This window comes from Mycobacterium tuberculosis complex sp. N0072 (assembly GCF_030323725.1).
In the GTDB taxonomy this organism is placed as follows: Bacteria; Actinomycetota; Actinomycetes; order Mycobacteriales; family Mycobacteriaceae; genus Mycobacterium; species Mycobacterium tuberculosis.
Genome location: NZ_CP040689.1, coordinates 4,179,444 through 4,203,383 on the forward strand (window position 1 = coordinate 4,179,444; position 23,940 = coordinate 4,203,383).

Genomic DNA, 23,940 nt, shown 5'->3' on the forward strand with positions numbered 1-23,940 from the left:
TCGAGATCGGGCTTGCGAAGGTTGGGTTGCAAAATGGATGTCATCAGATGGGCTCGCCGGCTTGCGGTGGTGGCGGGCACAGCAGCGGCAGTGACCACTCCTGGGCTACTGAGTGCGCACGTTCCGATGGTCTCCGCCGAACCGTGTCCCGACGTCGAGGTGGTGTTTGCCCGTGGCACCGGGGAGCCACCTGGTATTGGCAGCGTCGGAGGACTGTTCGTCGACGCACTGCGTTCCCAGGTTGGCGCCAAGTCACTCGGGGTCTACGCCGTTAACTACCCCGCTAGTAACGACTTTGCCAGCAGCGACTTCCCTAAGACGGTCATCGACGGAATTCGCGACGCGGGCTCTCATATCCAGTCAATGGCGATGAGCTGTCCCCAGACCAGGCAAGTGCTCGGTGGATACTCCCAAGGTGCGGCCGTGGCCGGTTATGTCACCTCGGCTGTGGTACCGCCGGCTGTACCCGTGCAGGCGGTACCGGCACCGATGGCCCCGGAGGTAGCAAACCACGTCGCCGCGGTCACTCTGTTCGGCGCACCGTCGGCTCAATTCCTGGGCCAGTACGGCGCGCCGCCGATAGCCATCGGTCCCCTGTACCAGCCGAAAACGCTTCAGTTGTGTGCCGATGGCGACTCGATTTGTGGCGACGGCAACAGCCCGGTCGCGCATGGCCTGTACGCGGTGAACGGCATGGTAGGCCAGGGCGCGAATTTCGCCGCCAGCCGCCTGTAGCCAGAACTGCGCTGCCACCCCAGCGAGAGCTGGGCGGTGATCCAATGCAGAATGCCACCATGCGCGTTCTGGTCACCGGCGGTACGGGATTTGTGGGCGGGTGGACTGCCAAAGCCATCGCTGACGCGGGCCACTCCGTCCGGTTCCTGGTGCGAAATCCCGCACGGCTGAAGACGTCTGTCGCGAAACTGGGCGTCGACGTGTCGGACTTTGCGGTTGCAGACATATCCGACCGCGATTCGGTACGGGAGGCGTTGAACGGATGCGACGCCGTCGTGCACAGCGCCGCGCTGGTGGCAACCGACCCGCGTGAGACTTCGCGGATGCTGAGTACGAACATGGCGGGCGCCCAAAATGTTCTCGGTCAAGCCGTCGAGCTCGGAATGGATCCGATCGTGCATGTGTCGAGCTTCACGGCGCTGTTTCGTCCCAACTTGGCGACGCTGAGCGCTGATCTGCCGGTTGCCGGTGGGACGGATGGATACGGACAATCCAAAGCGCAGATCGAAATCTATGCGCGCGGTCTTCAGGACGCCGGCGCACCGGTGAACATCACTTATCCTGGCATGGTCCTCGGCCCGCCGGTGGGCGATCAATTCGGTGAAGCCGGGGAGGGTGTCCGGTCCGCATTGTGGATGCATGTCATTCCCGGGCGCGGCGCGGCGTGGTTGACCGTCGACGTCCGAGATGTGGCGGCACTGCACGCGGCGTTGTTGGAATCCGGGCGTGGGCCGCGCCGCTACACTGCGGGAGGTCATCGGATTCCGGTGCCCGAGCTCGCGAAAATTCTGGGCGAGGTCGCCGGCACCACGATGCTGGCCGTCCCGGTGCCCGATTCCGCGCTGCGTGTCGCGGGATCGGTGCTGGATCAAGCCGGGCCCTATCTGCCTTTCAATACTCCGTTCACCGCGGCAGGTATGCAGTACTACACACAGATGCCGGAGTCCGACGATTCGCCGAGCGAAAAAGAACTAGGCATCACCTACCGCGATCCGCGCGACACCGTGGCCGACACCGTCACGGCCCTGCGCGGCCTGGGCAGCTAACTGCCGTCGGGAGGTTCCGCCGGTTCCGCGTCGGGGCGCGAATTCTTCAACCACTGCTTCAGCCGGAGCAGTTCGTTGACGACGATGCCGACGCCCAGGAGGATGACCAGCGTCACCACAATAGCGGTGGCCACGTAGTCCATGGTGACAGCCCCGCCACGGCGCACGTTCAGGCCGCTTGCTGTCGGATCGAGAGGACCTACGCGATGAAGGCGGTGACCTGCACCAACGCAAAGCTCGAGGTAGTCGACCGGCCGTCCCCGGCGCCGGCCAAGGGTCAACTGTTGCTCGATGTGCTGCGGTGCGGTATCTGCGGATCGGACCTGCATGCCCGCTTGCACTGTGATGAACTGGCCGACGTGATGGCCGAATCTGGCTACCACGCCTTCATGCGATCGAATCAGCAGGTGGTGTTCGGACACGAGTTCTGTGGCGAGGTGGTCGATTACGGTCCCGGCACCCGCAGGACCCCTAGGCGCGGCACCCCGGTCGTCGCCATGCCGCTGCTGCGGCGTGGCAACAAAGAGGTGCACGGGATCGGGCTTTCGACAATGGCGCCGGGCGCCTACGCCGAGCGGCTCGTCGTCGAGCAGTCGCTGACGTTTCCTGTCCCGAACGGGCTGGCGCCCGAGATAGCCGCGCTGACCGAGCCCATGGCCGTCGGATGGCACGCCGTCCGGCGCGGCGAGGTGGGCAAGGGCGACGTCGCGATCGTGATCGGGTGCGGTCCGATCGGCCTCGCGGTGATCTGCATGCTGAAGTCGCGCGGGGTACACACGGTGATCGCAAGCGACTTTTCACCCGGCCGTCGTGCCCTCGCAACCGCCTGTGGCGCTGATTCCGTAGTCGATCCCGTACAGGACTCACCGTATGCGGTAGCCGCCGGCCTTGGACAGGGAAACAGACACCTGCAAAGCATCCTCGACGCGTTCGACCTCGCAGTCGGCACGGTCGAAAGACTGCAGCGGCTGCGGCTGCCGTGGTGGCACCTTTGGCGGGCTGCCGAAGCAGCTGGCGCCGCAACGCCAAAGCGTCCAGTCATCTTCGAATGTGTTGGCGTTCCGGGAATTATCGATGGCATCATCGCCAGCGCACCGCTGTTCTCGCGCGTCGTCGTGGTCGGCGTCTGCATGGGCTCAGACCACATCCGGCCGGCGATGGCGATCAACAAAGAGATCAACCTGCGGTTCGTCCTCGGCTACACACCGTTAGAGTTCCGCGACACGTTGCACATGCTGGCCGACGGCAAGGTCAACGCCGCGCCGCTGATCACCGGGACGGTCGGTTTACCCGGCGTGGCGGCAGCATTCGATGCGCTCGGCGATCCCGAGGCGCACGCAAAAATCATGATCGACCCCAAGAGCAACGCCGCGAGTCCCCAACCATTCCGCGTGGAGTGAATGATGCGGGATAGCCGCACGGCGTTGGATCCACCCGGGACGACAGCTTGAATTCAGGCGGCCTCTGCTTTAAAGCGCACACTACCGCGCCTGCTGCGGCATGGATCCAAATATCCGCCAAAGTACGTATGGACATCCGATAGCCCGGCGCACCTACGACCCGCCGCGCAGACACATTTACGCGTTCGCACCGATGGCTGCGGACCCAGCAAATGGCAGAGTTAGAGCGTCGGCCGTGTCTTGAGTCAATGCTTCCAGGCCGGCACCTTTTCTCCCGTGGACCGCATGTGCCCACGGTCGCGTCAGTACCGCCCGAATCATTCCTTGAGGCCTATTGCAGATGAAACCGTCGCCTGCCGATACCCACGTCGTGATTGCCGGTGCTGGCATCGCGGGATTGGCTGCCGCCATGATCCTGGCCGAAGCCGGGGTGCGAGTCACATTGTGCGAAGCTGCATCCGAAGCTGGGGGCAAGGCCAAGAGTTTACGTCTCGCGGACGGCCACCCGACCGAGCACAGTTTGCGGGTTTACACCGATACTTACCAAACCCTGCTGACGCTGTTCTCGCGTATACCCACCGAACATGACAGGACCGTGCTAGACAACCTGGTCGGCGTCAGCATGGTTTCGGCTACCGCGCAAGGCGTGATTGGCCGAATCGCTGCGCCAGTTGCCTTGCAACGCCGGCGGCCAACCTTCGCGCGGATCATAGGCAAGGTAGTCGAACCGCCGCGGCAACTTGTCCGGATCTTGTTGCGCGGCCCAATGGTAATCGTTGGTCTGGCCCAACGAGGTGTGCCGGCCACCGACGTCCTCCATTACCTCTACGCCCATCTACGGCTGCTGTGGATGTGCCGAGAGCGACTCTTGGCGGAGCTGGGCGATATCTCGTATGCGGATTATCTGCAGCTCGGCTGCAAGTCTGCCCAGGCGCAGGAATTCTTTTCTGCTGTGCCGCGCATTTACGTCGCGGCGCGCACCAGTGCCGAAGCGGCGGCCATTGCGCCCATCGTTCTCAAGGGGCTGTTTCGCCTGAAAAGTAATTGTCCATCAGCCCTCAACGACGCAAAGCTGCCCGCGATCATGATGATGGATGGACCGACCAGCGAGCGCATGGTCGATCCCTGGATTCGCCACCTGACAAGGCTCGGCGTGGACATCCACTTCAACACGCGTGTCGGCGATCTCGAGTTCGACGACGGTCGCGTCACCGCATTGATATCGTCCGATGGCCGCCGGTTTGCCTGCGACTATGCCCTGCTCGCGGTGCCCTATCTGACGCTGCGAGAGCTGGCCAAATCAGCTCATGTCAAGCGATATCTCCCTCAGCTCACACAGCAGCACGCCCTTGCGCTTGAGGCATCGAACGGAATCCAGTGTTTTCTGCGCGACCTCCCTGCGACGTGGCCTCCGTTCATCCGCCCTGGAGTCGTCACTACGCATCTGCAAAGCCAGTGGTCGCTGGTCTGCGTTCTGCAGGGAGAAGGTTTCTGGAAAAACGTCCGCCTGCCGGAAGGAACCCGCTACGTTCTGTCAATAACCTGGAGTGATGTGGAAACGCCCGGACCTGTTTTTGATCGGCCATTGAGTGAATGTACGCCAGATGAGATCTTGACCGAGTGCCTGACGCAGTGCGGCCTCGATAAATCGAACGTCTTGGGCTGGCGGATCGATCACGAGCTGAAGCACTTAGACGAGGCCGAATACGAAAAGGTGGCGAGCGAGCTGCCTCCTCATCTTGTCTCGGCGCCTGCGCGCGGGCAGCGCATGGTGAATTTCTCGCCGCTTACCGTATTGATGCCGGGCGCGCGCCACCGCTCCCCGGGTATTTGCACCTCAGTGCCTAACCTTTTGCTAGCCGGCGAGGTGATCTATTCACCCGACCTGACCTTGTTTGTTCCGACCATGGAGAAGGCGGCATGCTCCGGCTATCTGGCCGCCCGCCAAATCATGAACATGGTTGCTTCGCACGCCGCACCGCTGCGGATCGACTTCCGGGATCCCGCCCCATTTGCGGTTCTGCGGCGGGTGGACCGATGGTTTTGGAGCCGCCGCCGACGACCGCCAGACCGGTCGACATTTGCAACCCCACCAACCGCCATGCCGGCGCCGAGCCACCTGACCGACGTGGATCGCTCTGCAAGTTAGCCGCCGGTAACCCACCAAGCCTCGTCACGCTACAAGTCCACCGTTGAACCGACGGCGTTGACGCGTCACATATCCCTGATCCTTCAAGAACGTGGAGTTTCCCTTGACTGTGCACACCGTCGCCACCAACAATGCTGCGCCCGTCATAGCCGCCGGTCCCGTCGGCCCTAGCAGACGACGCCGTCGCGTGCACGCCCCACTTACGCGACGCCGCCAACCCTCCTCCTCGGCGGTGCTGCTGGTGGCGGCTTTCGGCGCCTTCCTCGCTTTCCTTGACTCCACGATCGTCAACGTCGCGTTCCCCGATATCCAGCGGCACTTCCACAGCGACATCAGTGACCTGTCCTGGATGCTCAACGCCTACAACATTGTTTTCGCGGCGTTCCTGGTGGCCGCCGGCAGGCTGGCCGACCTGATGGGGCGCAAGCGGGTGTTCATCTTGGGGGTGGCGTTGTTCACCGTCGCGTCCGGGCTGTGCGCGATCGCCGAAAGCGTCGGGGAACTGGTTGCGTTCCGTGTGCTGCAAGGCATCGGCGCAGCGGTTCTGGTACCGGCTTCGCTGGGGCTGGTCGTCGAGGCCTTCCCGGCCGAGCGGCGCGCGCACGGGGTCAACCTGTGGGGTGCGGCGGGGGCCATCGCCGCGGGCCTCGGCCCGCCGATCGGTGGCGCCCTCATCGAGGCGGATGGCTGGCGGTGGGTGTTCCTGGTGAACCTTCCGCTGGGGGTATTCGCTGTGCTGGCCGCTCGGCGGGCACTGGTGGAGAACCGGGCCGCCGGACGTCGGCGTGTGCCCGACGTGCGCGGCGCGGTGCTGCTGGCTTTCGCGCTGGGCCTTTTGACGCTGGGATTGATCAAGGGCCCGGATTGGGGTTGGGCCAGCCTGCCGACCAGCGGGTCATTGCTGGCCGCGGCGGTCGCGATGGTTGGGTTTGTGATGAGCTCACGACACCACCCGGCACCGATGGTCGAGCCCACGCTGTTGCGCATCCAGTCGTTCGTGGCCGGCACCGGGCTGACCGCCGTGGCCAGCGCCGGCTTCTACGCCTATCTGCTGACGCACGTGCTGTTCCTCAACTACGTCTGGGGTTACACGCTGCTGGAGGCTGGCATGGCCGTCGCCCCCGCCGCGCTGGTCGCCGCCGTCGTCGCGGCGGTGCTTGGCCGCGTCGCCGACCGGCACGGTTACCGCTTCATCGTCGGCATCGGCGCGTTGATCTGGGCTGCCAGCCTGCTGTGGTATCTCAAGGTTGTCGGGTCCCAGCCCGATTTCCTCGGTGAATGGCTGCCCGGCCAGATACTGCAGGGAATCGGGGTGGGCGCTACCTTCCCGCTGCTCGGCAGTGCCGCCTTGGCCCGGCTGGCCAAGGGCGGCAGCTACGCCACCGCTTCGGCGGTGACCGGCACCATCCGCCAGGTTGGCGCCGTCATCGGCGTCGCGGTGCTGGTGATCCTGGTCGGCACACCGGCACCGGGCGCAGCCGAAGAGGCGTTGCGTCACGGGTGGGCGTTGGCCGCGATCTGTTTCGTGGCGGTGGGGATCGGGGCGCTGTCGCTGGGTCGCATCCGCCCAGTCCCAGCTGCGGTTGAACCCCCGCCGGGGCCGCCGGTGGCTCCGTTGGGAGCGCGGCGGCCGCCGAGACCCGCACCGGTGGCCTCACCCGCCGCGGCAGTGGCCCCGACCCCCAAGACTTCCCGCGAAGTCAACCTGCTGGAGGCTCTGCGGTTTGCCAGGCCGGACACGCAACAGATTGAGCTGCAAGCAGGCTCGTATTTGTTCCACGCGGGCGATGTGTCCAATGCGCTCTACGTGGTGCGCAGCGGCCGCCTGCAAGTCCTCGCCGGCGACGGCGCAAAGGACGAAGTGGTGGCCGAGCTGGGCCGTGGTCAGGTGGTCGGGGAGCTCGGGGTGCTGCTCGATGCGCCGCGGTCCGCGTCGGTTCGTGCGGTACGCGACTCGTCCCTGATGCGAGTGACCAAGGCCGAATTCGCGAAGATCGCCGATGCCGGGGTGCTTGGGGCGCTGGCGGGGGTACTGGCCAAACGACAGCACCAGACACGCGTGGCCTCTCAGCGGACAACGCCGGAGGTCGTTGTCGCGGTCGTCGGTGTCGACGCCAATGCACCGGTCGCAATGGTGGCCACCGAATTGTGCAGGGCACTGTCGACACGGCTACGTGCTGTCGCCCCCGGCCGGGTCGACTGCGACGGGTTGGAACGTGCCGAGCAGACCGCCGACCGGGTGGTGCTGCATGCGGCCGTCGGCGACGCGCGGTGGCGGGAATTCTGTTTGCGTGTCGCCGATCGCGTGGTGCTGGTGGCCAGCAACCCGGCCGTGCCTGTGGCCCCGCTGCCGACCCGAGCGACCGGCGCCGACCTGGTGCTGGCCGGACGGCCCGCCGGCCGGGAGCACCGACGTGCCTGGGAGCAGTTGATCACGCCGCGGTCGATGCATGTGGTCCGACGCGAATTTGTCGCCGACGACCTGCGGGTGCTCGCCACGCGTATCGCGGGCCGTTCCGTGGGGCTAGTCCTCAGCGGTGGGGCAGCGAGGGCGTGTGCCCACTTGGGCGTGCTGGAGGAACTGGAGGCCGCCGGGGTCACCGTCGACCGCTTTGCCGGCACCAGCATGGGCGCAATCATCGCGGCTCTGGCGGCCAGCGGTTTGGATGCTGCCGGGGTGGATGCGCAAATCTACGAGCACTTCGTGCGCAAGAGCCACGGCGACTACACCCTGCCGAGCAAGGGGCTGATCCGCGGGAAACGCACCCAGTCCACGCTACGCACGATCTTCGGAGACCATTTGGTGGAGGAGCTGCCGAAACATTTCCGCTGCGTCAGTGTCGACCTATTGGCCCGGCGTCCCGTCGTGCACCGCCAAGGCCCGCTCGCCGACGTCGTCGGCTGCTCGATGCGGCTGCCTTTTCTGTATGCGCCACTGCCCTACGGCGGCACCCTGCACGTCGACGGCGGTGTGCTGGACAACGTGCCCGTCACCACGCTGGTGGGCAAGGACGGCCCACTGATTGCGGTAAACGTGGCCTCTGGCGGAAATCCAAGCCCCGCGTCCGGCGGCCATCGCCGCGGCAAACCACGGGTGCCCGGCCTAACCGACACCCTGCTGCGCACCATGACAATCAGCAGCGCGATGGCATCGGAAAAAGTGTTGGCCCAGGCCGACCTGGTGATCAAGCCCAACCCGATCGGCGTCGGACTCATGGAGTACCACCAGATCGACCGCGCCCGTGAAGCGGGCCGGATCGCGGCCCGTGAAGCGTTGCCACAAATCATGGAGCTGGTGCACGGCTGAACCTGGGCAGGGCCGCTAAGATACTGTGACCACGGCCACGCTATCGGCGGCCTGGCCAGCTTTCCGGGCCGCTACCCGATGGGAGTCCTCACCCACGCCGCCGGCGGACCCAACCCCGATTGTTCGACCGCAGACACTGATCTATCGCGCAGGCGTTGCCGCATGGTGGACTAGCCCAATGACGCGGGCTGACGGCAAGCGCGACCGTGACGAGATGTTCGTCGAATACACCAAGAGCATCTGCCCCGTCTGCAAGGTCGTGGTCGACGCCCAGGTCAATATCCGCCACGACAAGGTGTATTTGCGTAAGCGCTGCCGCGAGCACGGAAGTTTCGAGGCCCTGGTGTACGGGGATGCCCAGATGTATTTGGAATCAGCACGATTCAACAAACCGGGCACCTTTCCGCTGCGGTTTCAGACCGAGGTGCGCGACGGCTGTCCCAGTGACTGCGGGCTGTGCCCGGACCACAAGCAACACGCCTGCCTGGGGTTGATCGAGGTCAACACACACTGCAACCTGGACTGCCCGATCTGTTTCGCCGACTCTGGCCACCAACCCGACGGCTACGCCATCACCGCGGCGCAGTGTGAACGGATGCTCGACACGCTCGTTGCCGCCGAGGGTGAACCCGAAGTGGTGATGTTCTCCGGTGGCGAACCGACCATCCACAAACAACTCCTCGAGTTCGTCGACGCCGCCCAGGCCCGCCCGGTCAAGACCGTCATCATCAACACCAACGGCATCCGGCTGGCCTCCGACCGGCGATTCGTCGACCAGCTCGCCACCCGCAACCGTCCCGGCCACCCCGTGCACATCTACCTGCAGTTCGACGGCCTGGACGAGGCAACACATCGTCGAATCCGGGGCCACGATCTGCGGGACGTAAAGCAGCGGGCCCTGGACAACTGCGCCGCGGCGGGCCTGACCGTCAGCCTGGTGGCCGCGGTGGAACGCGGCCTCAACGAGCACGAGCTCGGCGCGGTCATCCGCCACGGCATGGCGCAGCCCGGAGTGCAATCGGTGGTATTTCAGCCGGTCACCCACGCCGGCCGGCATGTGCAGTTCGACCCGCTGACCCGACTGACCAACTCCGACATCATCGCCTGCATCACCGCGCAACTGCCCGAATGGTTCAGGCCCGGTGACTTCTTTCCGGTGCCATGCTGCTTCCCCAGCTGCCGATCGATCACCTACCTGCTCACCGACGGGGAGCATGTGGTCCCGATTCCGCGGCTGCTCAATGTCGAGGACTACCTCGACTACGTCTCCAACCGGGTGATCCCTGACCTGGCGATCCGCGAAGCCTTGGAGAACTTGTGGTCGGCGTCGGCGGTGCCAGGCACCGACACCATGACCGCACAGCTACAGCGGGCTACCGCCGCCCTGAACTGCGCCGAGGGCTGCGGGATCAACCTGCCCGAGGCCCTCACGCACCTCACCGACCGGGTCTTCGCCATCGTCATCCAAGACTTCCAGGATCCCTACACCCTCAACGTCAAACAGCTGATGAAATGCTGCGTGCAACAGATCACCCCGGACGGACGGCTGATCCCGTTCTGCGCCTACAACTCGGTCGGCTATCGAGAGCAGGTGCGTGAACAGCTCACCGGGGTACCGGTACCCGACATTGTGCCCAATGCCATCCCACTCGCCGGGTTGCTGGCGGACGCACCACACGGATCAAAACAGGCCAATACCGGTGGGAGTATCGCCAGGCTCGCGGGGCCAACCCGAGGTGCGCCGATGGCACTGCCACCACAGCAGATCAAAGCGTGTTGCGCCGACGCCTATTCCCGCGACATCGTCGCCTTGCTACTCGGTGACTCCTTTCACCCGGGCGGCGCGACATTGACCCGTAGGTTGGCTGACCAACTCGGGCTGAGGTCGACAGGCGACCCGCGGCGGGTCGCCGACATCGCCGCCGGGCCCGGCGCCTCCGCACGGCTGCTGGCCAGCGACTACGGTGTGGCTGTCGACGGGGTCGACATCAGCGAGATCAACGTGAAGCGCGCCCAAGCCGCCGTCGCGCAAACCGGCCTGACCGAGCGGGTGCGCTTCCACCTGGGCGACGCCGAATCAGTCCCGTTGCCCGACGACACATTCGACGCGCTGGTGTGCGAGTGCGCGTTCTGCACATTCCCGGACAAGAACGCCGCCGCCCAGCAGTTCGCTCGGATTCTGCGTCCTGGTGGCCTGGCCGGCATCACCGATGTCACTGTCGGGGACGGCGGCCTGCCGGCGGAGCTGACCCCATTGGCCGCGTGGGTCGCCTGCATCGCCGACGCCCGAACCGTCACCGACTACACCGACATCCTCGAAGGGGCCGGATTGCGCACCCGCCACATCGAGTCTCATGACGAGAGCCTGCTGGACATGATCGACCGCATCGACGCGCGGATCACCGCCTTGCACGTCGCCGCACCGGAGATCCTCGCCGACAACGGCATTCGCCACGACTCGGTGCGCGATTTCACAGCGCTCGCACGCGCCGCGGTACAAACCGGACGAATCGGATACACGTTGATGATCGCGGAAAAGCCGTGATAATCCAGGAAATGTGGGACAGACCAATCGCATTTCCCGCATCTGAGGAGCGAGCCGCACCGCGTTACTTCGACGTGTTTCCCCCCTTCAAGTCGGTATCCCGGCTCGGCTGCACCCGCTTGGGTTCGCCCGGCATCTTCGGATAGTTCGGCGGATACGGCATGTCACCGAGCCCGCGCTCCTCGTCGGCGGCGGCCAAGTCCAGCAATGGTGCAATCGACTGGGCCACGTCGTCCATGCCGGCCCAGGGGTCGTCGCGGATCTTCACCAGCTCGGGCACCGTGGTCATGGTGTAGTCGTCGGGATCCGCGCCGGCCAGCTCTTCCCAGGTCAACGGCATCGATACCGTCGCGATCGGGGTAGGACGCACCGAATAGGCCGACGCCATGGTGCGGTCGCGGGCGTTTTGGTTGAAGTCGATGAAGATACGCGCGCCCCGTTCTTCCTTCCACCACGACGTCGTCACCGCATCCGGTGCGCGGCGCTCGACTTCCCGGGCCAACGCAATGCCCGCCCGACGCACCTCGACGAAGTCCCAGTCGGTGGCGATGCGCAGGAATACGTGAATCCCTCTACCCCCGGATGTCTTCGGATAACCGACCAGACCGAGGTCGTCCAGCACGGACCGGAGCACATCGACGGCGACCGTACGCGCCTCCACGAAGCCGGTGCCCGGTTGCGGATCTAGATCGATGCGCAATTCGTCGGGGTGCTCGGTGTCGGGGCAGCGCACTTGCCACGGGTGCAGGGTGATTGTGCCCATCTGCGCCGCCCATACGATCGCCGCCGGGTGGGTCACCTTCAGCGCGTCAGCCATCCGCCCCGACGGAAACGTCACCCGGCACGTCTGCAGGTAGTCAGGGCGGTGCCGCGGGATCCGCTTTTGGTAGATCTGCTCGCCGTCGACGCCGTCCGGGAAGCGCTGCAAGTGCGTCGGCCGGTCACGCAGCGCCGTCAGCATCGGACCCCCGGCCACGGCGAAGTAGTACTCAACGAGGCGGCGCTTGGTGCCGTGCGACCCCAGCTTCGGGAAATACATCCTGTCCGGGCTAGTCAACCGCACCGCGATGCCGTCGACGTCGAGTTCCTCAGCTGCCGCCGCCATATCGGAATTCCAGCATGCCGCACGCAAGAATGAGCACATGCAGTTACCCGTCATGCCGCCGGTGTCGCCGATGCTGGCCAAATCGGTCACCGCAATCCCGCCGGACGCGTCGTATGAACCCAAATGGGACGGATTCCGCTCCATCTGCTTTCGCGACGGTGATCAGGTCGAACTGGGTAGCCGCAACGAGCGGCCGATGACCCGCTACTTCCCCGAGCTGGTCGCCGCGATCAGGGCCGAGCTGCCGCATCGCTGTGTGATCGACGGGGAGATCATCATCGCCACCGACCACGGCTTGGACTTCGAGGCGCTGCAACAGCGCATCCATCCTGCCGAGTCGAGGGTGCGAATGCTTGCCGACCGCACACCAGCCTCCTTCATCGCATTCGACCTGCTGGCCCTCGGCGACGACGACTACACCGGGCGACCGTTCAGCGAAAGACGAGCCGCTCTGGTCGATGCCGTAACTGGTTCGGGGGCCGACGCTGACCTGTCGATCCACGTCACCCCGGCAACCACCGACATGGCGACCGCACAACGATGGTTCTCCGAGTTCGAGGGGGCCGGTCTAGACGGTGTCATCGCCAAACCGCCGCACATCACCTATCAACCGGACAAACGCGTTATGTTCAAGATCAAACACCTGCGGACCGCCGATTGCGTGGTGGCCGGCTACCGGGTGCACAAGTCCGGCAGTGACGCGATCGGCTCACTGCTGCTAGGGCTTTACCAGGAGGACGGCCAACTCGCGTCGGTCGGCGTGATCGGCGCGTTCCCCATGGCCGAACGACGCCGGCTATTAACCGAGCTGCAGCCGCTGGTCACCAGCTTCGACGACCACCCATGGAACTGGGCCGCCCACGTTGCCGGCCAGCGCACCCCACGTAAGAACGAGTTCTCCCGCTGGAATGTCGGCAAAGACCTGTCGTTCGTGCCGCTGCGACCCGAGCGGGTGGTCGAGGTCCGCTACGACCACATGGAAGGCGCGCGGTTCCGCCACACCGCACAGTTCAACCGGTGGCGCCCCGACCGCGACCCACGCTCATGCAGCTATGCCCAGCTCGAACGCCCGCTCACCGTCAGCCTCTCCGACATTGTGCCGGGCCTACGCTAAGGTGCGACCCTCTTCGGTCAGTTGATCCCCGGTGGGCCGATCGGCTCGGGCGCCACATCCGGGTCGGTTCGTTGCGTTCGGCCGCGTAACATCTGCGGCATGGCGGTGCTGCCCGCGTGCCGGTTGGGACTTGTCGTCTGTGTGGCGACCGCAGTGATCACAGCAACCATGGTGTTGGCTACGCCGAGCTATGCATGCGCCTGCGGTGCCGCGGTCACAGCACATGGCTCCCAAGCAACTTTGAATCATGAAGTCGCGCTGCTTCATTGGGACGGGACGACCGAGACGATCGTCATGCAGCTGGCAATGAACGCCGATACCGACAACGTTGCCTTGGTAGTGCCCACCCCGACGCCGGCGATAGTTACAACCGCGGACCAGTCCACGTTCGGCGAGCTGGACACGCTCAGTGCGCCGTTGATCGAGCATCAGCGACATTGGAGCTTAAGGCGCGGTGTCGGTGCCTCCGGTCCCCAGGAGGCCGCCGCCCGGGCCCCGCATGTGCTCAACCAGGTTCGCCTTGGCCCGCTGGAGGCCACCACCTTGACCGGCGGGGATCTGAGCGGCCTGCAGACTTGGTTGTCTGACAACGGCTATGCGATTCGACCGGCGGTGTCAGCGGCGCTGGATCCCTACGTGCGTGACGGATGGGCGTTCGTGGCGATCCGGCTGACCAGCACCGACCTGATAGTGGGCGGGCTCGATCCGGTGCGGATGACCTTCCGATCGTCGCGGTTGGTGTATCCCATGCGGCTATCGGTCGCCGCCCAGGAGCCGCAACATGTCACCATCTTCACCCTGTCCGATCACCGGCAGCAGCGCACCGACGCCGACGCTGCCACACAGACAACCCACGTCCGGTTCGCGGGCGACATGTCCACTGCGGTTCGTGACCCTCTGTTGCGCGAGCTGATCGGCAACCACGGCTCATATCTGACCAAGGTCGAGGTGGACATCTATCAGACATCGCGAATCTCTTCGGATTTCACGTTCGGCAACGCACCAAACGACGATCCGTACCGGCAGGTGGTCACCGTTTACGACGATGTCGCACTCCCCCCGCTGCTGCTGGTGGTCGTGTCGGCGATCGCGGTGGGCGCGGCGGGCGGGGCCGTTGTGGTGGTTCTGCGGCGACGGCGGCGCGCCCACACTGGGTAGTCCGCCACGGTGAGGGCGCTCAGCGAGGCAGGGATTCTGGTCCTTCAGACAAACCCGCCACGGCCGGGTGCGCCATCAACCGGTCGAGAAAACCCCGCTGCCCCTTGAGCAGTTTGGTGCGTGCCCGCGCTACCGGAAACCAGCTCACCCGGTCGACCTCGGGGAACTTACGCATCTTGCCCGAGCCCTTCGGCCAGTCCAATTCGAAGGTGCTGCTTCGTGCGTCGGTGATGTCCAGATCCGCCCGGACACCGAACACGGTCACCACCTTGCCGCCGGACTGTTTCAGCGACCCGAAGTCGATTCGCGGCCCGTCAGGCACGCACAACCCGATCTCCTCGGAGAACTCGCGCCGGGCGGCCAGCCACGGATCTTCGCCGCCGGTGTATTCGCCCTTCGGGATCGACCAAGCGCCGTCGTCCTTTCCCGCCCAAAACGGGCCGCCCGGATGCGCCAGAAGGACGTCGACGACACCGGCGCGCGCCCGATACAGCAGCACACCCGCGCTGAGCTTGGGCATGAGTACGGGTTCTTTAGATCCCGACGGCCTGTTCCAGATCCTTCAGCGACGATTCCAGGTGCGCAAGCAGCCGCTGCAAGTGGGGCACACTGCGACGGCACCCGACCAGTCCGAAGTCGAGATTCCCAGCATTGTTCACCAGGGTGATGTTCAACGCTTGACCGTCCGGGATGTTCGACAATGGGTAACTACCGTCAAGCCGGGCCGTGCCGTAGTAGAGCGGGTCTACCGGCCCCGGCACATTCGAGATGACGATGTTGAACGGTGGCGGCACTGCCGACAAGAAACCCGGTACACCCGCCAACGTCAGCGGCGCCATATTCAATGCCGACAATGCAAGCACCTGCAGCTGCGGCAATTCGGAGAGCACTTTCTTGTTGCCGTCCATGGACGCGCTGATGGTCTGAATCCGTTGCGCTGGGTCGTCGACATGGGTGGCGAGATTGCACAGGACGCTGCCGACCAAGTTGCCGCCGGCGTCAGCGTCCTCTTTGGAGCGTAGGCTCACCGGAACCATCGCGATCAGCGGTCTGTCCGGCAGCGCATTCCGCTCTATCAGGTAGTAGCGCAACGCACCGGCACACATCGCCAGGACGGCGTCGTTGACGGTCACACCGGCGGCCTGCTTGACGCTCTTGATCCGGTCCAGCGACCAGGACTGCGCAGCGCACCGGCGGGCTCCCCCGACCTTGACGTTGAACATGCTGTGTGGCGCCGCGAACGGCAGCGTCAACTGCTGCTCGAGTAGCGCCGCACGAGCCAGCTTCAGCGTCGACGGTGCAAGTCCGACAACGGATCCCGCCATCTTGAACAGCGCATCCAACAGTGACGAGCCGTCCGATGGCGGGCGCGTACGTGGGCGCGGAGGCAGGTTCCAGATGGCGCGCACCTCGGCGTCGTCCGGGTCAGCCGACAGCGTGCGCTGCGCCAGCTTCATCGCCGAAACACCGTCGATCAGGGCGTGGTGCATTTTGGTGTACATAGCAAACCGGCCGTCGTTCAGCCCCTCCACCACGTGCAGCTCCCACAGCGGGCGGTGGCGATCGAGCAGGCTGGTATGCAGCCTTGAGGTCAGCTCGAGCAGATCGCGGACTCGTCCTGGCGAGGGCAGCGCCGAGCGGCGAACGTGGTAATCGATGTCGATGTCGTCGTCATAAGCCCATGCCACACGGGCGATTCCACCCCCGATCGTCGCAGGGTGCTTTCGGAACATGGGCTGGAATTCGTCGTTGGCAACCAAACGCTCGGTGAACTCACGGACGAACTCAGGACCAGCTCCCTGCGGTGGCTCGAACAACGACAAGCCACCCACATGCATGGGGTGTTCACGAGATTCAATGAAAAGAAACATCGAGTCGTTGGGCATCATCAGATCCATGCACCCATTACACCCATTACCGAGTGATCCGGGAAGGCTTCTGTGGTGCCCGAGGTTCGGCAAGTCGCAAGAACATCGCCGCCCAGCTGACTTCGGGATGACAACGCATGTAGTCCGGAGCGGCTTGAGGTTGCAACGTCGGGTGGGCGAAGTAGTCCGGCTGAGAGGTATTGGTGGCAGCATGGGTTTGTGACCTCAATGTCGTTGGCCTGGGATGTGGTGTCGGTCGACAAGCCGGACGATGTCAACGTCGTGATCGGCCAGGCGCACTTCATCAAAGCGGTCGAAGACCTGCACGAGGCCATGGTCGGCGTGAGCCCATCGCTACGGTTCGGGCTCGCCTTTTGCGAGGCTTCCGGGCCCCGGTTGGTTCGACATACCGGCAACGATGGCGATTTGGTCGAACTCGCGACCCGCACTGCGCTGGCCATCGCGGCCGGGCATAGCTTCGTGATCTTCTTACGTGAGGGGTTTCCCATCAACATCCTCAACCCGGTGCAGGCGGTGCCCGAGGTCTGCACGATCTACTGCGCCACAGCCAATCCGGTCGACGTTGTCGTCGCGGTGACCCCGCATGGTCGCGGCATCGTGGGTGTTGTCGACGGGCAGACCCCTCTGGGAGTGGAGACCGATCGCGACATTGCGCAGCGGCGTGACCTGTTGCGCGCCATCGGTTACAAGCTCTGATACGGGCCGCCGGTCCGCCCTTGACAGCGGGACGTCCGCCGCAGAGGGTCGACGGCATGTCCGTGGTGCGCGGGACCGCTCTGGCTAACTACCCGAGCCTGGTTGCCGGGTTGGGCGGTGACCCGGCCACTCTGCTACGGGCCGCGGGTGTTCGGGATCAGGATGTCGGCAACTATGACGCGTTCATTTCGATCCGGGCAGCGATTCGGGCAATCGAATCGGCCGCAGCGGTCACCGCCACAATGGATTTCGGGAGACGATTGGCACAGCGGCAAGGGATTGAGATCCTGGGACCGGTCGGTGTGGCGGCCCGCACGGCCGCCACGGTCGGTGACGCTCTGGCGATCTTCAACACCTTCATGGCGGCCTACAGCCCAGTTATCGCCATCCGGATCACGCCGCTGGCCGGACAGCGGTCATTTATTGCACTCGAGTTCCTGCTCGACGAGCCGGCGTCGTATCCGCAGACCATGGAGCTGGCGCTCAGGGTGGCGCTCGGGGTGATCCGGTTGTTGTTGGGCGCTGACTACGCCCCACTGGCCGTGCACTTACCCCACGACCCACTCACACCCGAAGCCTTCTACCTGCAGTACTTCGGCTGCCGGCCTTACTTCGCCGAACGTGTTGGTGGTTTCACCATGCGCACCGCGGACCTGAGCCGTCCCCTCAACCGCGACGATGTCGCCCACCGGGTGGTCGTCGACTACCTGAGCAGCATCACGCCGCTGGGCGAGGGGATCGTGGAATCGGTGCGCACCATCGTGCGCCAGCTGCTGCCCACCGGAGCGGCGACGCTCAACGTGGTCGCCGAGCAGTTCCACCTGCACCCGAAAACGCTGCAACGTCGACTTGCGGAGGAGAACACCACATTCGTTATTCTGGTCGATCGGGTCCGCAAGGATGTCGCCGATCGCTACCTAAGGACCACCGGGATCGGCCTTACCCATTTGGCACGTGAACTGGGCTACGCCGAACAAAGCGTGTTGACCCGCTCGTGCAAACGCTGGTTCGGAACCGGACCGGCCGCCTACCGCAACCAGGCCAGGTTACAGACAACCGTGAGCGCACCTGGCAGCGGGCGTGGTCCGAATCCAGGTAACGTCTCAGTATCCTGCTGACCGATGGATCAAGATCGATCGGACAACACGGCATTGCGCCGTGGTCTGCGAATTGCCCTGCGCGGGCGCCGCGATCCGCTGCCCGTGGCGGGCCGGCGGAGCCGGACCTCCGGCGGAATCGGTGACCTGCACACCCGGAAGGTGCTTGACCTGACCATCCGGCTCGCCGAGGTGATGTTGTCGTCCGGCTCTGGCACCGCGGATGTCGTCGCCACAGCCCAGGACGTGGCTCAGGCCTACCAGCTCACCGATTGCGTTGTCGACATCACCGTTACCACCATCATCGTGTCCGCGCTAGCGACCACAGACACTCCGCCGGTCACCATCATGCGGTCGGTCCGGACCCGGTCCACTGACTACAGCCGGCTGGCCGAACTCGATCGACTCGTTCAGCGGATAACCTCCGGTGGCGTCGCAGTCGACCAGGCTCACGAGGCTATGGACGAGTTGACCGAACGGCCCCACCCCTACCCGCGCTGGCTCGCGACCGCGGGGGCGGCGGGCTTCGCACTCGGCGTCGCCATGTTGCTCGGCGGAACCTGGCTGACCTGCGTCTTGGCTGCCGTGACGTCTGGCGTGATCGACCGACTGGGCCGGCTGCTGAACCGGATCGGGACCCCGTTGTTCTTCCAGCGCGTGTTCGGCGCGGGGATCGCGACCCTGGTCGCGGTGGCGGCTTACCTGATCGCCGGCCAGGATCCGACCGCGCTGGTGGCCACCGGAATCGTTGTGCTGCTGTCTGGGATGACCTTGGTGGGTTCGATGCAGGACGCGGTCACCGGGTACATGCTCACCGCACTCGCCCGGCTTGGCGACGCCCTGTTCCTGACCGCAGGGATCGTCGTCGGCATCCTCATCTCGTTGCGGGGCGTCACCAATGCCGGCATCCAGATCGAACTGCATGTCGACGCAACCACGACGCTCGCCACCCCGGGCATGCCGCTACCGATTCTCGTCGCGGTAAGCGGTGCGGCGCTGTCCGGCGTGTGCCTGACGATCGCGAGCTATGCGCCGCTACGTTCTGTGGCCACCGCCGGACTCTCGGCCGGACTCGCCGAACTGGTGCTCATCGGACTCGGCGCGGCCGGGTTCGGCCGAGTGGTCGCCACCTGGACCGCCGCGATCGGCGTCGGCTTCTTGGCCACCCTGATCTCAATCCGTCGGCAGGCTCCCGCCTTGGTGACGGCCACCGCCGGCATCATGCCGATGCTGCCGGGCCTTGCGGTCTTCCGTGCCGTGTTCGCGTTCGCCGTCAATGACACACCCGACGGCGGTCTGACCCAGCTGCTGGAAGCGGCCGCGACTGCACTCGCGCTTGGCAGCGGGGTGGTGTTGGGCGAGTTCCTCGCCTCACCATTGCGGTACGGCGCCGGCCGGATCGGCGACCTCTTTCGGATCGAGGGTCCACCCGGGCTCCGGCGGGCGGTCGGCCGTGTGGTGCGCCTACAGCCGGCCAAGAGCCAGCAGCCGACCGGCACCGGTGGCCAACGGTGGCGAAGCGTCGCGCTGGAGCCGACGACGGCCGACGACGTGGACGCCGGCTATCGCGGCGATTGGCCCGCTACCTGCACCAGCGCGACCGAGGTGCGCTAGCCAGCCTCGCCAGCGCCGACCAACTGCTCCCAGCTAGCGGGCACCATCGGCACCGACGGACTACCCCCGAACTCACCACCGGCCAACGTGGTCAACCCCGCAGGACGCCCAACGGACTCCTTGCCAGCGGTCCCGGCAAACCCCAACACGCCGGCACCCCGATCCGAAGCCAGCACCGACGCCGACGTGCCCGCGGGAGCTGGCGCCACCGCCGACACCAGCCTGGCCTCCGGTCGCAACGCGGCAGACTCACGCAACGGCGGCGCCGCTGCAGGTCGTACGGCAACGGGCGCCACGTCCGCCGTCTTTAGGCCCACTTCGATAGCCTGCGCGTCCGCACTCGCCAGGTCCGCGAGGTACTGGCCAACGCCGATAGGCACCGCAGTCGACAACGAAGTCGACAACGAGGTCGGCACCGCAATCACGGAGCCGTTGAGCACAAATGGCGATGCGATCACAAGGAGCGGCGGGCCGAAGATGATCGCCAGGACCGCAAAGACGATCGCGTATGCGAAGATCACGAGCGGCAAGATGAGCACGATGATGATCGTGTATGCGACGATTGCAAACAGGATCTCGAGCGATATCAGAAAGAGCTGAATCAATATCTCGATGATGATCCCGATGATGCTGGCGGGGTCCAACGTTGCGGCGGAGATCGCCGGCAGGGCGCTGGCAACGCCAGCACCGCCGTTGAACAGTACCGGAGCCGGTGTGGTTTGCGGTGCCGACGCCAGCGCCGCATCGGAGGTGCCCTCATAGATACTCATCGTGGTGGCCGCCTGAATCCACATCCGCGCATAGTCGGCCTCATTGAGCGCGATCGGGATCGTATTGATTCCAAAGAAATTCGTTCCCAGCAACACCGCATGGCTGGTGTGATTAGCGGCCAACTCGGTCAGCGTCGGCATCGCCGCCAGCGCGCTGGCATATGCCGTGGTCATAACCTCATGCTGGGTGGCCAGCCGCGCACTGTCGGCACTGGATTTAGTTAGCCAGGCTAGATAAGGTAGGTGGGCGGCCACATAAGCTTCGGCGCTCGGACCCTCCCACGCCCCGCCCTGTACCGCTGCCAGCACCGCAGTGAGCTCTTGGGCTGCCGAAGCATACTCCGCACTCAGCGATGTCCATTCCGCGGCAGCCGCCTGCAACGAAGCCGGGCCCGGACCGGCGCTGAGCAACGCCGAATGCACCTCCGGCGGCGAGGCAAACCAGATGGGCGCCGTCATAGTGAGCCCCCTGACACCGAATCCACCGCCGGCGACAGCGCGGCCGCCGCCAAACCATCAGGAACTACCCCCTGCGTCCCTCCTCGTACTCCTTCGGTCATCTCACCGACCAACCGCAGCCGAAAGCCGGTCAGTCAACTGACTGGGCCAAGTCGCACACATGACGGACTATAGATCTCACGCAATATAGCGATAATCGATCATTTCCACGAGCTACGATGCTCGAGTTGCCCAGCCAGCAAGATACGTCCCTTTACACCAGGCAGATAAACTGGGCTGGCTTTGGTCAAACCCAGCGCGACCCGCAGCACTTCCTCATAGCCCGACCGCGCGCTCCAGTTCCTTCAACGAGGTCTCCAGATGGCTGAGTACCCGCTGCACGTGTGGAACGCTGCGGCGGCAACCCACGACTCCGAAGTCGAGACTATCGGCGGTGCTGGTCAGAGTGATGTTGAGCGCTTGTCCGTCGAGCACCAACGACATTGGATAGTTGCCGACCATCCTGGCGCCGTTGAAGTACAGCGGTTCGCGCGCACCGGGCACGTTCGAGATGCACACATTAAACGGCGGTGGCGTTGCCTTGGCCAAGCCCGGCAGGGTGTTCAGCGCAGCTGGGCTCAACAGCAGCAGTGACACCGCCAACGCCTGGGCGCGGGGCAGCTGCGATAGTACGTTCTTATTACCGCGCATCGAAGCGTGGATGGCGTTCAGCCGGTCGGCTGGATCATCAAGGTGGGTGGCCAGATTACACAACACCGCCCCGACCATGTTGCCGCCGACCGAGTCGCGGTCGGTGCGCAGGCTCACCGGAACCATCGCAACCAGCGGCGTGTCCGGCAGCGCGTCGTTGTCGTCCAGATATTCGCGAAGTGCGCCGGCGCACATCGCCAGCACCACGTCGTTGAGGCTGACCCCGGCCGCGTCTTTCACCGCCTTGACCCGGTCCAACGGCCAGGACTGCGCGGCGCAGCGCCGCGCTCCCCCGACGGCGACATTGAGCATGGTGTGCGGGGCCCCGAAGGGCAGTGTCAACTGTTGTTCGATCAACGCGGAACGCGCCAGTCGCAACGTTGAGGGAGCGAGCCCGGCAACCGATCCCAGCATGCCCCCCAGCTGTTGCAGGCGGCCGCGCCGTCGCTTGATGGCGGTGTGCTGCGTCGCCGGTGACCAGGCGGTGCGCAACTTGCCCTCGATGGGGTCGGTGGTCATCGGCTGGCGCATCAGCGTAAGTCCGGACACCCCGTCGACCAGGGCGTGGTGCATCTTCGAATAGATCGCAAAGCGTCCATCCCGGAGGCCCTCGATCACGTGTGTTTCCCAGAGCGGGCGGTGCCGGTCGAGCAGATTGGAGTGTAACCGTGACGTCAGTTCCAGCAGCTCACGCACCCGGCCCGGCGCCGGCAGGGCAGACCGCCGCGCGTGGTAGCCGAGGTCGACGTCAGCGTCGGTCGACCAGCCGAGGTTGATGAGTGCACCGTGAAGCGACGTGGGGCGCTTGCGAAATAGCGGTGCTATCTCGCGGCACTGAAGCATCGCCTGATAGGTTTCCCGCACAAACCCACGTCCCGCCCCCGCGGGTGGCTCGAACAGTTGCAGCGCGCCGACATGCAGCGGATGCTCTCGCGACTCGGCTGATAAGAACAGCGCATCGATCGGTGACATCAGTTCCATGGCGTGCTCCTGGTGATGCGCTTCACCGTCAGCCGGCTCGCCGAAGCCGACGTCGTAAAGCGCAGGTGATCGTCGTCGACCGGGCCCTCGCGCAACACCTTGAGGTCCGCCAGGGGGCTTCGGCGCCCTGCAGCGGCCGGGTCGGCATGGCTGCGGGCAGCTGCGGACAGCAGATGGTGTGCCCGGGTGCGTCCATGTGGGCCGGCGAAGTTGGACACGTCGCTGAGCAGGAAACCCTTGAATGCCACCTTCTCGGCAACGTCCACGGCGACTCCGTCGACCGAGAGGTTGATGCCACCGAAGGCCAGCAGATTGAGGCCGGTGGCAGTGATGCTGATGTCGGCCGCCAATTCGCGTCCGGATTGCAGCCGGATTCCGTTTTCGGTAAAAGTATCGATCGCCTCGGTGACCACCGAGGCCCGGCCGTCGCGGATGGCCTTGAACATGTCGGCATCTGGCACCGCGCACAGGCGTTGGTCCCATGGGTTGTAGACCGGCTTGAAGTGCTCGTCGGCCGGATATCCGGCGGCCAGCTGCTTGGCGTTGAGATGACGGATCAGTCGCCGGGCGGCTCTCGGATACCGTTGGCATAACCGCCACACCAACCGTTGCTTGGCGATGTCTTTGCGCCGGGTGACGGCGTAGGCCCGATCGCGGCCTATCATTTGGGCATGGTTACCGCGCCGGCGGTCTGGGCCATGGCCGGCACCAGCGTGACCGCGGTCGCGCCGCTGCCGATGATCACCATCCGCAGCTCATGGTGACGTGTTCGCCGGTGTCGAAGCGTTCGATCTCCACCAGCCAGCGAGCGTCCTCGGTGGACCATGATGGCGTCCGCGCTGGCGGTCGCCTTCTCGTGCTGCCACGGCTTGAACTCATAGCTGAACGTGTGCAGGTCGGAGTCGGATCGAATTGCTGGATACCGGGCTTCAACGATCGCGAATGTCTTGGCCGGCTGCATTGTCTTTAGGTAGTAGGCGGCGCCAGTGCCGGAGATGCCGGCGCCAACGATCAGCACGTCGACGTGTTCGATGCTGGCTGACTGCTCGGAGTGCACGGCGTACTTCCTGTTCGGGCGAAGGCTGACCCGCGACTTCGTTGTCAACCGGGGGTGGTGTGCGTCACCGAACTCACTGTGCACCAGCACTCGGCCTTGAGTCTTGACACTAGAAGACAACAATTTGA

18 protein-coding genes are annotated in these 23,940 nt (G+C 65.0%); 11 read left to right on the forward strand and 7 right to left on the reverse strand.

Annotated features, from left to right (window positions below; translation table 11 throughout):
• Window positions 1–33: 33 nt before the first annotated feature.
• The 6 genes from FF952_RS19610 to FF952_RS19635 all read left to right on the forward strand — a co-directional run bounded on the left by FF952_RS19610 (window position 34) and on the right by FF952_RS19635 (window position 11,182).
• Window positions 34–735: a cutinase family protein gene (locus tag FF952_RS19610; RefSeq protein WP_003420425.1), complete on the forward strand. Its 702-nt coding sequence runs from the start codon at window positions 34–36 to the stop codon at window positions 733–735.
• 59 nt (window positions 736–794) lie between these two features.
• The gene (locus FF952_RS19615) at window positions 795–1,781 is read left to right on the forward strand and encodes an SDR family NAD(P)-dependent oxidoreductase (protein ID WP_031680857.1); all 987 of its coding nucleotides are present in this window, start codon (window positions 795–797) and stop codon (window positions 1,779–1,781) included.
• Window positions 1,782–1,987: 206 nt separating this feature from the next.
• A complete protein-coding gene (locus FF952_RS19620) occupies window positions 1,988–3,181 on the forward strand; it encodes a zinc-binding dehydrogenase (RefSeq protein ID WP_003900742.1) in 1,194 nt (397 codons plus the stop codon).
• Window positions 3,182–3,521: 340 nt separating this feature from the next.
• On the forward strand, window positions 3,522–5,330 hold the full coding sequence (locus FF952_RS19625; RefSeq protein ID WP_003420431.1) for a hydroxysqualene dehydroxylase: 1,809 nt from the start codon (window positions 3,522–3,524) through the stop codon (window positions 5,328–5,330).
• A gap of 109 nt (window positions 5,331–5,439) precedes the next feature.
• The gene (locus tag FF952_RS19630) at window positions 5,440–8,637 is read left to right on the forward strand and encodes an MFS transporter (protein ID WP_003905147.1); all 3,198 of its coding nucleotides are present in this window, start codon (window positions 5,440–5,442) and stop codon (window positions 8,635–8,637) included.
• A 178-nt stretch (window positions 8,638–8,815) separates the two neighbouring features.
• On the forward strand, window positions 8,816–11,182 hold the full coding sequence (locus FF952_RS19635; RefSeq protein ID WP_016719236.1) for a radical SAM protein: 2,367 nt from the start codon (window positions 8,816–8,818) through the stop codon (window positions 11,180–11,182).
• Window positions 11,183–11,246: 64 nt separating this feature from the next.
• On the opposite strand, the gene ligD is transcribed toward FF952_RS19635, so the two are convergent.
• Entirely contained in the window at window positions 11,247–12,287 is a 1,041-nt protein-coding gene (ligD, locus tag FF952_RS19640; protein WP_003899657.1) for a non-homologous end-joining DNA ligase, read from the reverse strand.
• Window positions 12,288–12,324: 37 nt separating this feature from the next.
• Between ligD and FF952_RS19645 the strand changes: the two genes are divergently transcribed.
• Together FF952_RS19645 and FF952_RS19650 are read left to right on the forward strand one after the other, a co-directional pair.
• Entirely contained in the window at window positions 12,325–13,401 is a 1,077-nt protein-coding gene (locus FF952_RS19645) for an ATP-dependent DNA ligase (RefSeq protein WP_003420435.1), read from the forward strand.
• Window positions 13,402–13,500: 99 nt separating this feature from the next.
• On the forward strand, window positions 13,501–14,559 hold the full coding sequence (locus FF952_RS19650; RefSeq protein WP_003420436.1) for a DUF2330 domain-containing protein: 1,059 nt from the start codon (window positions 13,501–13,503) through the stop codon (window positions 14,557–14,559).
• A 19-nt stretch (window positions 14,560–14,578) separates the two neighbouring features.
• Here FF952_RS19650 and FF952_RS19655 read toward each other — a convergent pair whose 3' ends face one another.
• Entirely contained in the window at window positions 14,579–15,079 is a 501-nt protein-coding gene (locus tag FF952_RS19655) for an NUDIX hydrolase (RefSeq protein WP_003420437.1), read from the reverse strand.
• 13 nt (window positions 15,080–15,092) lie between these two features.
• Complete coding sequence (locus FF952_RS19660) at window positions 15,093–16,457, reverse strand: WS/DGAT/MGAT family O-acyltransferase (protein ID WP_003420440.1); 1,365 nt, start codon at window positions 16,455–16,457, stop codon at window positions 15,093–15,095.
• 198 nt (window positions 16,458–16,655) lie between these two features.
• On the opposite strand from FF952_RS19660, the gene FF952_RS19665 reads away from it, so the two are divergent.
• The 3 genes from FF952_RS19665 to FF952_RS19675 are packed head-to-tail and all read left to right on the forward strand — an operon-like array spanning window position 16,656 to window position 19,855.
• Window positions 16,656–17,144 carry an adenosine-specific kinase gene (locus FF952_RS19665; RefSeq protein WP_003899658.1) on the forward strand — a complete coding sequence of 163 codons (489 nt, stop codon included), beginning with the start codon at window positions 16,656–16,658 and terminating at the stop codon, window positions 17,142–17,144.
• Between the two features lie 56 nt (window positions 17,145–17,200).
• Window positions 17,201–18,262, forward strand: coding sequence for an AraC family transcriptional regulator (locus FF952_RS19670; RefSeq protein WP_003905148.1), 1,062 nt, complete (start codon window positions 17,201–17,203; stop codon window positions 18,260–18,262).
• A 3-nt stretch (window positions 18,263–18,265) separates the two neighbouring features.
• Window positions 18,266–19,855 (forward strand): threonine/serine exporter family protein, encoded by a 1,590-nt coding sequence (locus FF952_RS19675; RefSeq protein ID WP_003899660.1) that lies wholly within the window; start codon window positions 18,266–18,268, stop codon window positions 19,853–19,855.
• Here the strand turns inward: FF952_RS19675 and FF952_RS19680 are convergent.
• The 4 genes from FF952_RS19680 to FF952_RS21050 form a co-directional block, all read right to left on the reverse strand.
• Window positions 19,852–21,084 (reverse strand): PPE family protein, encoded by a 1,233-nt coding sequence (locus tag FF952_RS19680; RefSeq protein ID WP_031654052.1) that lies wholly within the window; start codon window positions 21,082–21,084, stop codon window positions 19,852–19,854. The two genes, FF952_RS19675 and FF952_RS19680, sit on opposite strands and share 4 nt — an antisense overlap.
• 315 nt (window positions 21,085–21,399) lie before the next feature.
• A complete protein-coding gene (locus FF952_RS19685; protein ID WP_003900746.1) occupies window positions 21,400–22,746 on the reverse strand; it encodes a WS/DGAT/MGAT family O-acyltransferase in 1,347 nt (448 codons plus the stop codon).
• Window positions 22,746–23,420: an NAD(P)/FAD-dependent oxidoreductase gene (locus tag FF952_RS21045; RefSeq protein WP_003900747.1), complete on the reverse strand. Its 675-nt coding sequence runs from the start codon at window positions 23,418–23,420 to the stop codon at window positions 22,746–22,748. Before FF952_RS21045 ends, FF952_RS19685 begins: the two co-directional genes overlap by 1 nt.
• A complete protein-coding gene (locus tag FF952_RS21050; RefSeq protein WP_369810406.1) occupies window positions 23,417–23,932 on the reverse strand; it encodes a hypothetical protein in 516 nt (171 codons plus the stop codon). The genes FF952_RS21045 and FF952_RS21050 overlap by 4 nt, the downstream gene beginning before the upstream one ends.
• Window positions 23,933–23,940: the final 8 nt, after the last annotated feature.

Excerpts from the sequence above, each read along its gene's own strand:
- FF952_RS19610 (WP_003420425.1), top strand. The coding sequence starts at position 34 with ATGGATGTCATCAGATGGGCTCGCCGGCTTGCGGTGGTGGCGGGCACA.
- FF952_RS19615 (WP_031680857.1), top strand. The coding sequence starts at position 795 with ATGCGCGTTCTGGTCACCGGCGGTACGGGATTTGTGGGCGGGTGGACT.
- FF952_RS19620 (WP_003900742.1), top strand. The coding sequence starts at position 1,988 with ATGAAGGCGGTGACCTGCACCAACGCAAAGCTCGAGGTAGTCGACCGG.
- FF952_RS19625 (WP_003420431.1), top strand. The coding sequence starts at position 3,522 with ATGAAACCGTCGCCTGCCGATACCCACGTCGTGATTGCCGGTGCTGGC.
- FF952_RS19635 (WP_016719236.1), top strand. The coding sequence starts at position 8,816 with ATGACGCGGGCTGACGGCAAGCGCGACCGTGACGAGATGTTCGTCGAA.
- ligD (WP_003899657.1), bottom strand. The coding sequence starts at position 12,287 with ATGGCGGCGGCAGCTGAGGAACTCGACGTCGACGGCATCGCGGTGCGG.
- FF952_RS19645 (WP_003420435.1), top strand. The coding sequence starts at position 12,325 with ATGCAGTTACCCGTCATGCCGCCGGTGTCGCCGATGCTGGCCAAATCG.
- FF952_RS19650 (WP_003420436.1), top strand. The coding sequence starts at position 13,501 with ATGGCGGTGCTGCCCGCGTGCCGGTTGGGACTTGTCGTCTGTGTGGCG.
- FF952_RS19655 (WP_003420437.1), bottom strand. The coding sequence starts at position 15,079 with ATGCCCAAGCTCAGCGCGGGTGTGCTGCTGTATCGGGCGCGCGCCGGT.
- FF952_RS19660 (WP_003420440.1), bottom strand. The coding sequence starts at position 16,457 with ATGGATCTGATGATGCCCAACGACTCGATGTTTCTTTTCATTGAATCT.
- FF952_RS19665 (WP_003899658.1), top strand. The coding sequence starts at position 16,656 with ATGTCGTTGGCCTGGGATGTGGTGTCGGTCGACAAGCCGGACGATGTC.
- FF952_RS19670 (WP_003905148.1), top strand. The coding sequence starts at position 17,201 with ATGTCCGTGGTGCGCGGGACCGCTCTGGCTAACTACCCGAGCCTGGTT.
- FF952_RS19675 (WP_003899660.1), top strand. The coding sequence starts at position 18,266 with ATGGATCAAGATCGATCGGACAACACGGCATTGCGCCGTGGTCTGCGA.
- FF952_RS19680 (WP_031654052.1), bottom strand. The coding sequence starts at position 21,084 with ATGACGGCGCCCATCTGGTTTGCCTCGCCGCCGGAGGTGCATTCGGCG.
- FF952_RS19685 (WP_003900746.1), bottom strand. The coding sequence starts at position 22,746 with ATGTCACCGATCGATGCGCTGTTCTTATCAGCCGAGTCGCGAGAGCAT.
- FF952_RS21045 (WP_003900747.1), bottom strand. The coding sequence starts at position 23,420 with ATGATAGGCCGCGATCGGGCCTACGCCGTCACCCGGCGCAAAGACATC.